The following is a 14,515-nucleotide window of genomic DNA, read 5'->3' as shown; positions in this document are numbered from 1 at the left end:
GATGTCCTTTCCCCTCCTGACAGCGACGGCGGCCCTTCCGGCGATCGGTGCGATCGCCACCGCCGCCGTCCCCGCCGCACGGCGCACCACGGCCAAATGGCTGGCGCTGCTCTTCTCGCTGGCCACGCTCCTCCTGGCGGGCATCGCGCTCGCCCGCTTCGAGCCCGGCGGCGCCCGCTACCAGCTCACCGAATCGCACGCCTGGATCAAGGACTTCGGCGTCCGGTACGAACTGGGCGTGGACGGCATCGGGGTGGCGCTCATGGCGCTCACCGCCCTGCTGATCCCCTTCGTCATCCTGGCCGGCTGGCACGACGCCGACCCCCTGGAGACAACGTCCTCGCGCTGGCGGCCCACCCAGGGCTTCTTCGCCCTGATCCTGATGGTCGAAGCGATGGTGATCCTCTCCTTCGAGGCCACCGACGTCTTCCTCTTCTACATCCTCTTCGAAGCCATGCTCATCCCGATGTACTTCCTCATCGGCGGCTTCGGGGACCGGGCACACACCGGCAGCGACGAGAACGCGGCGGCGCAACGCTCCTACGCCGCCGTGAAGTTCCTCCTCTACAACCTGGTCGGCGGCCTCATCATGCTGGCCGCAGTGATCGGGCTGTACGTGGTCGCGGGGACGTTCTCGCTCTCCGAGATCGCCGAGGCGCGGGCCAACGGATCGCTCTCCATGGCGACCAGTACGGAGCGCTGGCTCTTCCTCGGGTTCTTCTTCGCCTTCGCGGTGAAGGCCCCGCTGTGGCCGCTGCACACCTGGCTGCCCAACGCGATGGGCGAGGCGACCTCTCCGGTCGCCGTCCTGATCACCGCGGTCGTCGACAAGGTCGGCACCTTCGCGATGCTCCGCTTCTGCCTCCAGCTCTTCCCGGAGGCCAGCAAGTGGGCGACGCCGGTGATCGTCGTCCTGGCGCTGATCAGCATCGTGTACGGGGCGCTGCTCGCCGTCGGCCAGCGCGACATCAAGCGGCTGATCGCCTACGCGTCGATCTCGCACTTCGGCTTCATCATCCTCGGCATCTTCGCGATGACGAGCCAGGGCCAGTCGGGCGCCACGCTCTACATGGTCAACCACGGGATCTCGACGGCCGCGCTGATGCTGGTGGCGGGCTTCCTGATCACCCGGCGCGGTTCGCGGCTCATCGCCGACTACGGCGGGGTGCAGAAGGTGGCGCCCATCCTGGCCGGCACCTTCCTGATCGGCTCTCTGGCCACCCTGTCGCTGCCCGGGCTCGCCCCGTTCGTCAGTGAATTCCTGGTCCTGGTCGGCACGTTCAGCGTCTATCCGGCGGCGGGCATCGTCGCCACGACCGGCATCGTGCTCGCCGCCCTGTACGTCCTCGTCCTCTACCAGCGGACGATGACGGGCCCGGTGAAGGCCAAGGTCCAGGGCATGGCGGACCTCAAGGCCCGGGAGCTGGTGGTGGTCCTGCCGCTGATCGCGCTGCTGCTCTTCCTGGGGGTCTATCCGAAGCCGCTGACGGAGATCGTCAATCCGGCGGTGCAGCACACCATGTCGGACGTCCAGAAGAAGGACCCCCAGCCTGAGGTGGAGGCCGCCAAGTGAGCGCAACAGCTGTCCACAGCCTGTGGACGACGGTGGGCGGGGCGACATCGGTGGCCCCGGCCGAGAGGTTCAAGGCACCGGTCATCGAGTACACCCAGCTGACCCCGGTCCTCATCGTGATCGGTGTCGCCGTCGTGGGCGTACTCGTCGAGGCCTTCGTGCCGCGCCGGTCCCGCTACTACACGCAGGTCTTCCTGACGGTCGTCGCCCTCGCCGCGGCATTCGCCGCGGTGGTCGGCCTGGCGGCCGGGGGATACGGCACGACGAAGGCGCACATCGCCGCGATGGGCGCCCTGGCGATCGACGGTCCGACGCTGTTCCTGCAGGGCACCATCCTGCTGACCTCGCTGGTCGCCGTCTTCACCTTCGCCGAGCGCCGGCTCGACCCCGCCGCGCACGGAAGCCACGTCGACTCCTTCGCCGCACAGGCCGCCTCGGTCCCCGGCAGCGACAGCGAGAAGGCCGCGGTCAAGGCCGGGTTCACCACCACCGAGGTCTTCCCGCTGGTCCTCTTCTCGGTGGCCGGCATGCTGGTCTTCCCGGCCGCCAACGACCTGCTGACGCTCTTCGTGGCCCTGGAGGTCTTCTCCCTCCCGCTCTATCTCCTCTGCGCCGTCGCCCGCCGCAAGCGGCTGCTGTCGCAGGAGGCCGCGGTGAAGTACTTCCTGCTCGGCGCCTTCTCGTCGGCGTTCCTGCTCTTCGGGATCGCCCTGCTCTACGGCTACGCGGGCTCCGTCTCGTACGCCACCATCGCGAACGTGGTCGACGGCTCCGTCACGAAGATCGACCCGGCGCTCGCCGACACCATGGGCAATGACGTGCTGCTGCTGATCGGCGGCGCGATGATCCTGACCGGTCTGCTCTTCAAGGTCGGCGCCGTCCCGTTCCACATGTGGACCCCGGACGTCTACCAGGGCGCCCCGACCCCGGTCACCGGCTTCATGGCAGCGGCCACCAAGGTCGCCGCGTTCGGTGCGCTGCTGCGCCTGTTGTACGTGGTCCTGCCGGGCCTCGCCTGGGACTGGCGCCCGGTCATGTGGGCGGTCGCGATCATCACGATGCTGGGCGGCGCGATCGTCGCCATCACCCAGACCGACATCAAGCGGCTGCTCGCCTACTCCTCGATCGCCCACGCCGGCTTCATCCTCGCCGGTGTCATCGCGACCACCCCGGAAGGCATCTCGTCGGTCCTCTTCTACCTCGGCGCGTACTCCTTCGTGACGGTCGGCGCGTTCGCCGTCGTCACCCTGGTGCGCGACGCGGGCGGCGAGGCGACGCATCTGTCGAAGTGGGCGGGGCTCGGCCGGCGCTCGCCGCTGGTCGCCGCGGTCTTCGCGGTGTTCCTGCTCGCCTTCGCCGGTATCCCGCTCACCTCCGGGTTCTCCGGGAAGTTCGCCGTGTTCAAGGCAGCGGCGGACGGCGGCGCGGCCGGCCTGGTCGTGGTCGGTGTGATCTCCTCGGCGATCGCCGCGTTCTTCTACATCCGGGTCATCGTGCTGATGTTCTTCAGCGAGCCGAAGGCCGACGGCCCGACGGTCGCCGTCCCGTCCCCGCTGACGATGACCACGATCGCGGTCGGCGTCGCGGTCACGCTGGTGCTGGGCCTGGCCCCGCAGTACTTCCTGGACCTGGCGAGCCAGGCCGGAGTCTTCGTGAGGTAGCGCACACGCACACAGCCGGTACGCAGCCGGGACAACGCCGGACGGGCCTGAGAGAAGTCAAGCCCGTCCGGCGTTGTCGTAGGCGGCGCCTATCGTGGCAGGGGACGGCAGCAGGGCGGAACGGGACGGACCCGGGATCTCGGGGGACAGAGCGATGAGCGTGACGGGCGGGACCATGGACGTGACCGAGAGCGACGCGCGGCAGACGCTGCACCGGGTATTCGGGTACGAGGCGTTCCGCGGCGAGCAGGAGGCGATCGTCGACCATGTGGTGGCGGGCGGGGACGCCGTCGTGCTCATGCCGACCGGTGGCGGAAAGTCCCTCTGCTACCAGATCCCGGCCCTGGTCAGAGCCGGTACGGGCATCGTCATCTCGCCCCTGATCGCACTGATGCAGGACCAGGTGGACGCGCTGCGGGCGCTCGGTGTGCGGGCCGGCTTCATCAACTCCACGCAGGATTTCGACGAGCGTCGCTCGATGGAGGCCCAGTTCGTCGCCGGTGAGCTCGACGTGCTCTATCTGGCCCCCGAGCGGCTCCGCCTGGACACCACGCTCGGCCTGCTCTCCCGCGGCGAGATCTCCGTCTTCGCGATCGACGAGGCACACTGCGTGGCCCAGTGGGGCCACGACTTCCGCCCGGACTACCTGGCCCTCTCCGTCCTCGGCGAGCGCTGGCCCGACGTACCGCGCATCGCCCTGACCGCGACCGCGACCGGCGCGACGCACCAGGAGATCACCCAGCGCCTGGGCATGCCCGACGCGAAGCACTTCGTCGCCAGTTTCGACCGGCCCAACATCCAGTACCGGATCGTACCGAAGGCCGATCCGAAGAAGCAGCTGCTCTCCTTCCTCAAGGAGGAGCACGCCGGGGACGCGGGCATCATCTACTGCCTCTCGCGCAACTCGACGGAGAAGACCGCCGAGTTCCTCTGCCGCAACGGCGTCGAGGCCGTGCCGTACCACGCCGGTCTGGACGCCGGCACGCGCGCCGCCCACCAGTCCCGCTTCCTGCGCGAGGAGGGCCTGGTCGTCGTCGCGACGATCGCGTTCGGCATGGGCATCGACAAACCGGACGTCCGCTTCGTCGCCCACCTGGACCTGCCGAAATCGGTCGAGGGCTACTACCAGGAGACCGGCCGCGCCGGGCGCGACGGGCTGCCGTCCACGGCCTGGATGGCGTACGGACTCCAGGACGTCGTCCAGCAGCGCAAGCTCATCCAGGGCGGCGAGGGCGACGAGGCGTTCCGGCGCCGCGCCGCCTCCCACCTCGACTCGATGCTGGCCCTGTGCGAGACGGTCGGATGCCGCCGCGCCCAGCTCCTGACGTACTTCGGCCAGGAGCCCACCGCCGCGGCCTGCGGCAACTGCGACACCTGCCTCACCCCGCCGGAGTCATGGGACGGCACGGTGGTCGCGCAGAAGCTGCTGTCGACCGTGGTCCGGCTGAAGCGGGAGCGCGGGCAGAAGTTCGGTGCGGGCCAGATCATCGACATCCTGCTGGGCCGCAAGACGGCGAAGGTCATCCAGTTCGACCACGACCAGCTCTCGGTCTTCGGCATCGGCGAGGAGCTGGCCGAGGCCGAATGGCGCGGAGTCGTACGGCAGTTGCTCGCGCAGGGGCTGATCGCGGTCGAGGGCGAGTACGGCACGCTGGTGCTGACCCAGGAGAGCGGCTCCGTCCTCGGCCGGGAGCGCGAGGTGCTGCTGCGCAAGGAGGCGCCGAAGCCCGCGTCGCGCTCCACGAAGAGCGAACGCAAGGCGAAGTCCTCGGCGGCCGCTGCCGAGCTGGCCCCCGAGGCCGTCCCGGTCTTCGAAGCACTGCGGGCCTGGCGCGGCGCACAGGCGAAGGAGCTGGGCGTCCCGGCGTACGTCATCTTCCACGACGCGACGCTGCGCGAGATCGCCACGGTGCGGCCGGACTCGGTGGCCGCGCTGGGCGGCATCAGCGGCCTGGGCGAGAAGAAGCTGGCCACGTACGGGGAGGGGGTGCTGGAGGTGCTCGCGTCGTTCGGGGAGCCGACCCCTGCGGAACCGGCCCCCGCGGCCCCGGCGGCGCAGGTTCCCGCCCCGCGCCCGGCCGCATCCGTGACGGTCCCCGACGCCGGCCCGGAGTGGGGCTGGGACGAGGAACCGCCCGAGTACGAATGAGCGGTCGGGGCCGGGCGGCGGCGGAGCTACTGCGCGTCCGCTCCCCGGCGGCGAGGGGTGATGGCGGTGAGATCCAGATCGATCGGGAAGGGGACGGAGACCTTCATCCGGTCGTGGAAGATCCCGGTGGAGGTGTAGGCACCGGTGGCCGGCTCCAGCTCGAAGACGTAGACCACGGCCCGGCCGTCGTGATTCTCGACCCGCCAGAAGTGCGGGATCCGGGCCCGCGCGTACTTCACGGGCTTGGTCTCGCGGTCCCGGGTCAGGGACTCCGGGGAGACGACCTCGATCGCCAGCCGTACGGACTCGGCGGGGAAGCGGGTCTGGTTCGGGTCCTGGATGATCTCGCCGTCCACGACGATCACATCGGGCTCGGGCCGGTTGTAGCGGTCGATGTCGATGGTGAACTCGCGCACGACCTCCAGGTCGGGCGGCAGCAGCGACTGCAACTGCCACTCGAAGAAGCTGACCGCTCGTGAACGGAAAAGGGTCTGCGGACTCACGAAAACAAGGCTCCCGTCGATCAGCTCCGTGTGCGGAGGCAGATTCGGGAGTGTGTCCAGGTCATCGGCGGTCCAGCCGCCCACGGGCGGAACCGCCCACCGCGGCTCGGGGGCCTCGGGTTCGATGCTCATCAGTGCTCCCATGACGCAGAGTCTCGCGGGACCTTTCAGCGTATCCGCCGGGAACGGGGTGCGGCTCCCCCAAACGTGTGAACGACCGGCGCACTGCTGACCGTCGGGCGCCCCGGCCCCCCTGACCAGGTCTTCACTGTCCCCGGCCACCCCGTTCGGGTCAGTCGCCCCGCCTCCGCCGCCCGGGTTTGTCGCCCCCGCGTCCGCTACCCGGGTCCGTCGCCCCCGCCTCCGCTACCCCGGTCAGTCGTCCCCGCCTCCGTCGCCTCCGTCGCCTCGACCGCCGCCCCCGCCCTGGTTCGCCTTGTCCTGGCGTACGTTCTGGCGCACCGCGTACGCGGTCCACTCGTCGCGCACCAGGTCGCGCATGGCCGAACGGCTGCGCCGGCCGCCCTGCGCCACCGTGTCCGACAGGCCGGTCGCCGAGACCAGCGCGGCCAGGGTGCGGCCGCGCCGGTCCGGGAAGCCGGCCGCCTCGGCGGCCGCGAAGCGGTCCCGGGCCGCGGCCGACAGGGCCGGGTCCGCCGCCGGGTGGCGGTGGTAGGGGAGCAGACCGAGGAACCGGTGGGTCTCCCGGCGCAGGACTGCGCGGCCCACCAGATGCTCCAGGCACAGCTCCTCGACGTACCGGCCGGTCCGCCGGATCCACCCCTTCGCGCCGACGCCGCCCGCGAGCCCGCCCCTGCCCGGGGCCGGCAGGCTTCCCAGGACCTGGGCGAGGAGCGGGTCCTGGGGAGCGAGCGGGCTGATCACCCGTATCCGGCCGAGCTGTTCGGCGATCCGGCCGTGGAGCTCCAGCTCCGCGAGGACCGCGCCCGCCACCCCGTACTCCAGGAAACGGTTTCGGCAGTACGGCTTGCCGCGTTGCGGGTCCAGGGCGAGCAGGAGCAGTTCCTCGGGGAGCGTGGGCTCGGGGGGAGTGGGGCTCACGGCGCGGGCACGATCCGTCCCGTGACCTCGCCGAGTCCGACCCGGGTCCCGTCCGGCCCCGGCGCCCAGGCCGTCATCGTCACCGTGTCGCCGTCCTCCAGGAAGGTCCGCTTGCCGTCCGGGAGGTCCAGCGGGTCGCGGCCGTTCCAGGTCAGTTCCAGGAGCGAGCCGCGCTGTCCGGGCTCGGCGCCGCTGACGGTGCCGGAGCCGTACAGATCGCCGGTGCGCAGGGAAGCCCCGTTCACCGTCATCTGGGCCAGCATCTGGGCCGCCGTCCAGTACATGGTGGCGAATGGCGGCTCGGCGACCGGCTGTCCGTTGATCGCGACGGAGATCCGCAGGTCGAGCCCGCCGGCCTCGTCCTCGCCCGCGTCCTCCAGGTAGGGGAGCAGCGGGAAGTCGCGGGCCGGGGGCGCGATCCGGGCCGCCTCCAGGGCTTCCAGCGGTGTCACCCACGCCGATACGGACGTGGCGAAGGACTTGCCGAGGAACGGGCCGAGCGGGACGTACTCCCAGGCCTGGATGTCCCGCGCCGACCAGTCGTTGAGCAGGCAGAGCCCGAAGACGTGCTCGCGGAAGTCGCCGAGCGGGACCGGGCGCCCCTGCTCGGAGCCGACTCCGACGACGAAGCCGACCTCGGCCTCGATGTCGAGCTTGACGGACGGGCCGAAGACGGGGGCCGCGTCGGACGGTGTCTTGCGCTGGCCGGAGGGGCGCACCACGTCCGTGCCGGAGACGACGACCGTGCCGGACCTGCCGTGGTAGCCGATCGGGAGGTGCTTCCAGTTGGGCGTCAGCGCGTCACCGTCCGGCCGGAAGATCTTTCCGACGTTGGTGGCGTGGTGTTCGCTCGCGTAGAAGTCGACGTAGTCCGCGACCTCGTACGGCAGATGGAGCGTCACGGACCCGACCGGGTGCAGCAGGGGTTCGATGTCCGCGCGGTGTGCCGGGACCGTCACCCAGGCGGTCAGGGCCCGCCGGACATCCCGCCAGGCGGTGCGGCCCGCGGCCAGCAGCGCGGTCAGGTCCGGCTGGGCGAGGAGCTGCGCGTAGGGCGAGCCGAGTGCGTGCGCCGCGGCTCCGGCGTCCAGTACGTGGTCGCCGATGCGGACACCGACCCGGCGGTCCTCGGGGTGGTCGGGGGTGGAGAACACACCGTAGGGAAGGTTGTGCGGACCGAAGGGGTCGCCCTCGGCCAGATCGAGCGGGCTGCTCTGCTCGGTCATGTGTTGCTGCCTCGCTTTCCAGGTCGCTTGGGGGACACGTTACGTCGGTGCCGCCACCCCGCGGGAGTGTCCCAACTGCTCCTGATGCCCGGAAAGTTCCGCCGTGCCCCCGGCGATGCGGGGGCACGGCGGCGGTTCAGCCCGCCGTGCGGGGGATCCGCTTCTCCCAGGTGCGGTGGAAGACGACCTCGCCGCCGTCCTTGCACACCACCTCGTTGGACGTGATGAAGTCGGTTTCGTCCGCACTGATTTCGGAGCGGGTCTCGATCCGGACGTCCCACGCCATCTCCGGCCGGTGCAGCCGGATCGCCCAGTCGGAGCGGGTGCGTGCGGAGAGCGGGTCGTCCTCCCGGATCGTGTACGTCTCCAGGGCGTCCTCGGTGAATTCGAGGCCGTCCGGGTAGATACGGGTGCCGCCGTAGCGGGGGTCGACCTCCAGCCGCCATTCGCCCTTGGCGACATCGCGGACCACCAGCCGCTCGGGGCGCTGCTCGTCGAGGGTCACGGGGTGGACGACGCCGAGCGGTTCCGACTGTTCCGGTTCCTCGAACCGGATCGCGGGGTCCTCGGTGTGCCGGCGCACCGGCAGTTCGACGAAGCTGCCGTCGGCGTCGAGGGTGAAGCCCACCGATCCGGCCTGCGGCCAGATCCACGGCCAGTACGAGGACGAGACCGCGAGCCTGATCCGGTGGCCGGGCGGGAAGGTGTGCCCGATGCCGTTCAGGTCGAAGGTCACGTCCTCGGACCGGCCCACCGGCCAGTCGTCCACGTGGTCGCGGCCGTGCCGGGCGGAGAGGTTGAGCGCGCCGCGGGTGACCAGGGTGGAGGAGCCGTCCGGTGCGACGTCGCAGAGCCGGGCGATCGCCTGGCCGCGCGCCACGTCCATCCGGAGGCGCAGCGTGACCCGGGGGCGGCCCAGGATCTCGATCGGGGCGTCCTTGACCGGGAACTCGAAGCAGACCGACTTGGCGTCCTCGTCGCGCTGGTCGGGCGGCAGGTCGGCGTCGTTGCCGAACGGGAAGAACCGTCCGGCGTCCAGCCCCGTCTGCTGCGGCGAGTCGACGATCTGCGGGCCGCCCCGGAGGGCGTACGCGACGGCCGAGACGTTGGGGGACGGCCAGGCGGTGTCGCCGACCCAGCGGCCGGGCAGCGACTCGTAGACCGTGGCGGGGCGGTGCGACTCGCTGATCCAGGACCGCAGCAGCGGCTCGGCCATCACGCCGGTGTCCTTGTCCTTCAGGTGCTGGTCCCACCAGCGCAGCGTCTCCTGGAGGAAGCCGATCGACGGGCCCGGCGGCAGGCCGCGGTCGGGGTACTGGTGCGACCAGGGGCCGATCAGCCCGCGGACCTTCTCCGGGTCGAGATGTTCGACGAGCCGCAGGACCGTGTCGCGGTACGGGTCGTGCCAGCCGCCCACCGCGAGGACGGGTGCCTGGATCGCGGAGTAGTCCTCGCAGACGCTGCCGTGCTTCCAGTAGTCGTCGCGGGTCTGGTGCGCCAGCCAGGTGTGGATGAACGGGTCGACCGTTTCGAGCCGTTTCAGCCACATGTCCTTCCACCCCTCGCCGACCTGTGCCGGGTCCGGCGGACGGGAGACGAAGGCCAGCATGGTGGCCGCCCAGGCGTGCATGTCGACGGCGAGGACCGAGCCGCCCATGTAGTGGACGTCGTTGTCGTAGCGGTCGTCGGTCGAGCAGACGGTGACGACCGCCTTCAGCGGCTCGGGGGCCAGTGCCGCGATCTGGAGGGAGTTGAAGCCGCCCCAGGAGATGCCGAACATGCCGACCCGCCCGGAGCACCACTCCTGCTCGGCCAGCCAGTGGATGACGGCGACCCCGTCGGCCAGCTCCGTCGCGTCGTACTCGTCGCCCGGCAGGCCCTCGCTGTTGCCGTGCCCGCGCACGTCCACCCGGACGGAGGCGTAGCCGTGGCCCGCGTACCAGGGGTGGCGCTGCCAGTCGCGCGGCGCCGTCCAGTCGCTCAGCCGGTACGGCAGATATTCGAGGAGGGCGGGGACGGGTTCGTCGGTGAGGGGGCGCCAGATCCGGGCGTACAGCCGGGTACCGTCCGGCAGCGGGATGGAGACGTCCTCATGGGTGGTGTCATACGGAAACGTGGTGCGGATGTGCATGGCGGTACCTCAGTGGATGGGGTGCATGGTGCGTTTGAGCCAGGGTGCGGCGGCGATGACGGCCACACCGGCCACCACCGCGATCGCGCCATTGACACCGAAGTAGGCGGGGTTGGAGACCTCGCCGTAGAGCTTCACGACTTGGGCCTGGATGCCGTTGGCGAGGGCCAGCGAGAGGAACCAGAGCGCCATCGTCTGACTGGCGAACGCCTTGGGCGCGAGCTTCGTGGTCGCGGACATGCCGGAGGTCTCCAGCAGGATGTCGCCGAGACCGAGCAGCAGGTACGAGCCGACGATCCACCAGGCGGCCATCCGGTAGGTGTCGCCGGTGTGCCCGGAGGTCGGCAGCACCATCAGCAGGAAGGACAGTCCACCGAGGATCACTGCGATCGCGATCTTGTTGGAGGCGTGCGGCTGACGGGGGCCCATCCGGGCCCAGACGGCGGCGACCACCGGGGCGAGCGCGACCTCGAAGGCGCCGAGCGCGGAGGCGTACCAGCTCGCCGGGAAGTGGAAGCCGAGGATCTCGGTACGGGCGTTGGTCGACGCGAGCAGCATCATCGTCGAGTACGCCTGGAAGAGGATGAAGTTGAAGACGACGGAGGCCAGGAACAGCACCACGTACGGGCGCAGCCTGCCACGCTCCTCGGCGGTGACGCGCGGGCTGCGGAACATCACCGCGAAATACACGACCGGTGCGATCACGGATATGAGGGTGAGCAGGTCGACGAGGCGGCCCATGGTCAGCCAGCCCGCCAGGGCCAGCGCGGTGGCGACGGCGGCGACCACGACGGCACCGGCCACGATCAGCCGTACGGCACGGCGCATCGGCTCCGGCGCCAGCGCGAATTCGGCGCTGTGCGTTCGGCCGGCCAGGTGACGCCGGCCCAGTACGTACTGGATCAGGCCGAGCGTCATGCCGACGGCGGCGGCGGAGAAGCCCCAGTGCCAGCTCGCGTGGTCCCCGAGCCAGCCGGTGACCAGCGGGCCGAGGAACGCCCCGATGTTGATGCCCATGTAGTAGAGCGCGAAGCCGGCGTCGCGGCGCTCGTCGGCGGTGCGGTAGAGCTTGCCGACCATGGTCGCCACATTGGGCTTGAGCAGACCGGTTCCGGCGCTGATCAGACCGAGGCCGGTCCACGTCATGGCGTCGGTGGGCACCGCCATGGCGTAATGCCCGCAGGCGATGAGGATTCCGCCGTACAGGACGGCGCGGTACGAGCCGAGGATCCGGTCGGCCAGCCAGCCGCCGGCCACGGAGACGAGGTAGACGAGGGTGCCGTAGGCGGCGGAGACGGACGCCGCGGTGCCCGCGTCCATGCCCATGCCGCCGCGGGCGACGGTATCGGCGAAGTAGAGGACCAGGATCGCCTGCATGCCGAGGAACGAGAACCGTTCCCAGACCTCCAGCCCGGACAGGGTCATCAGGCCCCGTGGCTGGCCGAAAAAGGCATGGTCGTCGCTGGCGGGCGGCTGGGTCGGTTCGGTGTCGGTGGCCGTGTGGGACAAAGGGAGAACTCCTGATCGTATGAGCTGATCCCGAACATACCGGCGGTGGCGGGAAGGCGCCCACGGTGATCCACAGGGGACCGGATACGCTGACTTGAGTGATGACAGCGACACATCGACATTCCGTGTGATCGTCAGCAGACAGGAGATCCCCTCGTGACCGTCGTCGGGCCGTTCGGACTGAGCGTGCGGGACCACGCTCTTGAGGCCGATGTCCAGGCCGGCTTGGCTGCTGTCGAGTCGGGGCTGCTCGATGCCACGAAAAGCGGCGTGCCCTTCATCACGGAGGCCGCGCAGCATCTCGTGCGCGCCGGGGGCAAGCGCTTCCGGCCGCTGCTGGCGATGCTGGCTGCCCAGTTCGGCGACCCCGACGCGCCGGGCGTCGTGCCCGCTGCCGTCGTCGTCGAGCTGACGCACCTCGCGACGCTCTACCACGACGATGTGATGGACGAGGCGGACGTACGCCGGGGCGTCGACAGCGCCAACACCCGCTGGGGCAACTCGGTGGCCGTCCTGACCGGCGACTTCCTCTTCGCCCGCGCCTCGCACATACTGGCCGATCTCGGCCCGGAGGCCGTACGCATCCAGGCGGAGGCGTTCGAGCGTCTGGTCACCGGCCAGATCCTGGAGACCGCGGGTCCGGGCGACGGGCGCGACCCGGTCGAGCACTACCTCGACGTGATGCGCGGCAAGACCGGCTCGCTGATCGCCGTGGCCTGCCGGTTCGGCGCGATGATGGCCGGTGCGGACGAACCGGCCGTCGACATCCTCACCCAGTACGGGGAGCGGCTCGGCGTCGCCTTCCAGCTCGCCGACGACGTGCTCGACATCGCCTCCGACTCCCACGAGTCCGGCAAGACCCCCGGCACCGACCTGCGCGAAGGCATCCCGACGCTCCCCGTGCTCCATCTGCGGGCCCGGGCGGCGGCCGACGGCAAGCCGGACGACCTGGAACTCGTCGAGCTGCTCAAGGGCGACCTGAGCGACGACGCCCGGCACGCCGAGGCGCTGCGCAGGCTGCGTGCCCACCCGGCGCTGGACCAGGCCCGGCGGGACACCGTCCGGTACGCGGAGGAGGCCCGCGCGACGCTGGCACCGCTGCCCGAGTGCTACGCGAAGGCCGCGCTGGAGGAGATGTGCGACGCGGTGGTGCACCGGGCGGGCTGAGCCCCTCCGGGCGGTACCCCTACGAACGGGAGGGGTCTGCCCGCGTGGTGTCATCCCGGAGAGGTAGGCGGAGTTGCTCCCCGGGGGTGACGATTCCGGGCCGCCGTTTTGGTCAGATGGAGAACAACCACTCCTGAACAAAACGGTGAGAACGGCGGCACGGAGTGGACGAGTGCATCCGGACGGAAGCCGCCGACCACGGAGGTAGGGCACATATGGCACCGAACGACAGCGTGGAGAGCAACGGCGGGACCAGGGGCACCGCCGGCGGCCGCCGCAGGGCGGCGCGCTACATCGTCCCGGTCTCGGTGGCGGGGGTGGCGGCCGCGACCATCGGGCTCGTCCCGGCGCTCGCGAGCACCGGTGACCCCGATCTGCCGAAGATCACCGCGCAGCAGCTCATCGAGAAGATTGCCGCCTCGGACACCGAGCGGCTCTCCGGCACGGTGAAGATCAGCACGGACCTCGGCATTCCGTCGCTCGGCGGTCTGGCCGGCTCCTTCGCCCAGGGCGGCGACGACGGCGGCAAGGGCGGCTCGACCGCCGACCCGCAGGCGAAGATGACGGAGCTGGCGTCCGGCACGCACACGCTGCGGGTGGCCGTCGACGGCCCCGACAAGCAGCGGGTGTCGATTCTGGAGAACGCGGCGGAGTACAGCCTGATCCACAACGGGGACCAGGTCTGGGCGTACGACAGCAAGTCGAACCAGGCCTACCACACCACCGGGGGCCGGGCCGGGCAGGACTCCGGGAAGAAGGCCGAGCACTCGGCCCCGGCCCCCGAGTCCGTGCCGACGACGCCGAAGGCGTTCGCCGAGCAGGCGCTGAAGGCCGCGGGTCCCACCACGTCGGTGACGGTCGACGGCACGGCGAGGGTCGCCGGACGCGACGCGTACAAGCTGGTCATCAAGCCCAAGGAGAGCGGCTCCACGATCGGCTCGGTCACGGTCGCGGTCGACGCGCAGAACGGTGTGCCGCTGAAGTTCACGCTGCTTTCGAGCAGCGGTGGCAAGGCCGTCGTCGACGCCGGATTCACCAAGGTCGACTTTGCGAAGCCGGCCGCCTCCTCGTTCACGTTCACCCCGCCCAAGGGCGCCGAGGTGACCGAGGGCGACGACGCGAAGGCGCAGCGGGAGGCCGACGGGCCGGAGGGGCTGGGCATGTTCCCGGGCGCCGACGGACTGGGCGCCGGGGGCTCCGGTGCCAAGGACGCGAAGGTCATCGGCGAGGGCTGGAACGCGATCGCCGAGATCAGGACCCCGGGCGGCACCGGGCTCCCCTCGAAGGAGTCGGGTGACGTTCCGGCCGAGGCGCAGCAGTTCCTGGACTCGCTGGGCGACAAGGTCTCCGGCAAGTTCGGCTCGGGCCGGGTCTTCAAGACCCGCGTGGTCAACGCGCTGATGACGGACGACGGCAGGGTGTACGTCGGTGCCGTCACGCCGGACGCGCTGGTGAAGGCGGCCGACGGCGCCTCCTGACGCCGGGGCGCGCCGCGCGCGCTTCCAGGTACCGCCCGGCCGCCCCGCCGTACCCT

Annotated in this window: 10 protein-coding genes; 5 read left to right on the top strand and 5 right to left on the bottom strand. The window is 70.7% G+C overall.

Annotated features, from left to right (window positions below):
• The first annotated feature begins 1 nt into the window (after nucleotide 1).
• The 3 genes from ACF08M_RS09575 to recQ all read left to right on the top strand — a co-directional run bounded on the left by ACF08M_RS09575 (nucleotide 2) and on the right by recQ (nucleotide 5,383).
• Nucleotides 2–1,573: an NADH-quinone oxidoreductase subunit M gene (locus ACF08M_RS09575; protein ID WP_392184652.1), complete on the top strand. Its 1,572-nt coding sequence runs from the start codon at nucleotides 2–4 to the stop codon at nucleotides 1,571–1,573.
• Nucleotides 1,570–3,234, top strand: a complete 1,665-nt coding sequence (gene nuoN, locus ACF08M_RS09570) for an NADH-quinone oxidoreductase subunit NuoN (RefSeq protein ID WP_392184651.1) — start codon at nucleotides 1,570–1,572, stop codon at nucleotides 3,232–3,234. The genes ACF08M_RS09575 and nuoN overlap by 4 nt, the downstream gene beginning before the upstream one ends.
• Nucleotides 3,235–3,388: 154 nt before the next feature.
• Nucleotides 3,389–5,383, top strand: coding sequence for a DNA helicase RecQ (gene recQ / locus ACF08M_RS09565; protein ID WP_392184650.1), 1,995 nt, complete (start codon nucleotides 3,389–3,391; stop codon nucleotides 5,381–5,383).
• 26 nt (nucleotides 5,384–5,409) lie between these two features.
• Here the strand turns inward: recQ and ACF08M_RS09560 are convergent, their stop codons facing one another.
• The 5 genes from ACF08M_RS09560 to ACF08M_RS09540 form a co-directional block, all read right to left on the bottom strand.
• Entirely contained in the window at nucleotides 5,410–6,018 is a 609-nt protein-coding gene (locus ACF08M_RS09560; RefSeq protein ID WP_392184649.1) for a Uma2 family endonuclease, read from the bottom strand.
• 243 nt (nucleotides 6,019–6,261) lie between these two features.
• A complete protein-coding gene (locus ACF08M_RS09555) occupies nucleotides 6,262–6,948 on the bottom strand; it encodes a GPP34 family phosphoprotein (protein ID WP_392184648.1) in 687 nt (228 codons plus the stop codon).
• Nucleotides 6,945–8,174, bottom strand: coding sequence for a fumarylacetoacetase (fahA, locus tag ACF08M_RS09550; protein WP_392184647.1), 1,230 nt, complete (start codon nucleotides 8,172–8,174; stop codon nucleotides 6,945–6,947). Before fahA ends, ACF08M_RS09555 begins: the two co-directional genes overlap by 4 nt.
• A gap of 136 nt (nucleotides 8,175–8,310) precedes the next feature.
• Nucleotides 8,311–10,305, bottom strand: a complete 1,995-nt coding sequence (locus ACF08M_RS09545) for a CocE/NonD family hydrolase (RefSeq protein ID WP_392184646.1) — start codon at nucleotides 10,303–10,305, stop codon at nucleotides 8,311–8,313.
• 9 nt (nucleotides 10,306–10,314) lie between these two features.
• Nucleotides 10,315–11,814, bottom strand: a complete 1,500-nt coding sequence (locus tag ACF08M_RS09540) for a peptide MFS transporter (RefSeq protein WP_392184645.1) — start codon at nucleotides 11,812–11,814, stop codon at nucleotides 10,315–10,317.
• Nucleotides 11,815–11,970: 156 nt separating this feature from the next.
• Here ACF08M_RS09540 and ACF08M_RS09535 point away from each other — a divergent pair, with 156 nt between their 5' ends.
• A complete protein-coding gene (locus tag ACF08M_RS09535; RefSeq protein ID WP_392184644.1) occupies nucleotides 11,971–12,981 on the top strand; it encodes a polyprenyl synthetase family protein in 1,011 nt (336 codons plus the stop codon).
• A gap of 215 nt (nucleotides 12,982–13,196) precedes the next feature.
• A complete protein-coding gene (locus ACF08M_RS09530; protein WP_392184643.1) occupies nucleotides 13,197–14,459 on the top strand; it encodes an outer membrane lipoprotein carrier protein LolA in 1,263 nt (420 codons plus the stop codon).
• Nucleotides 14,460–14,515: the final 56 nt, after the last annotated feature.

The organism is Streptomyces sp. NPDC015032 (assembly GCF_043080425.1).
Lineage (GTDB): Bacteria > Actinomycetota > Actinomycetes > Streptomycetales > Streptomycetaceae > Streptomyces.
Note: the sequence above shows the minus strand (reverse complement) of the source record. Positions and strands in the feature narration are given on the sequence as shown.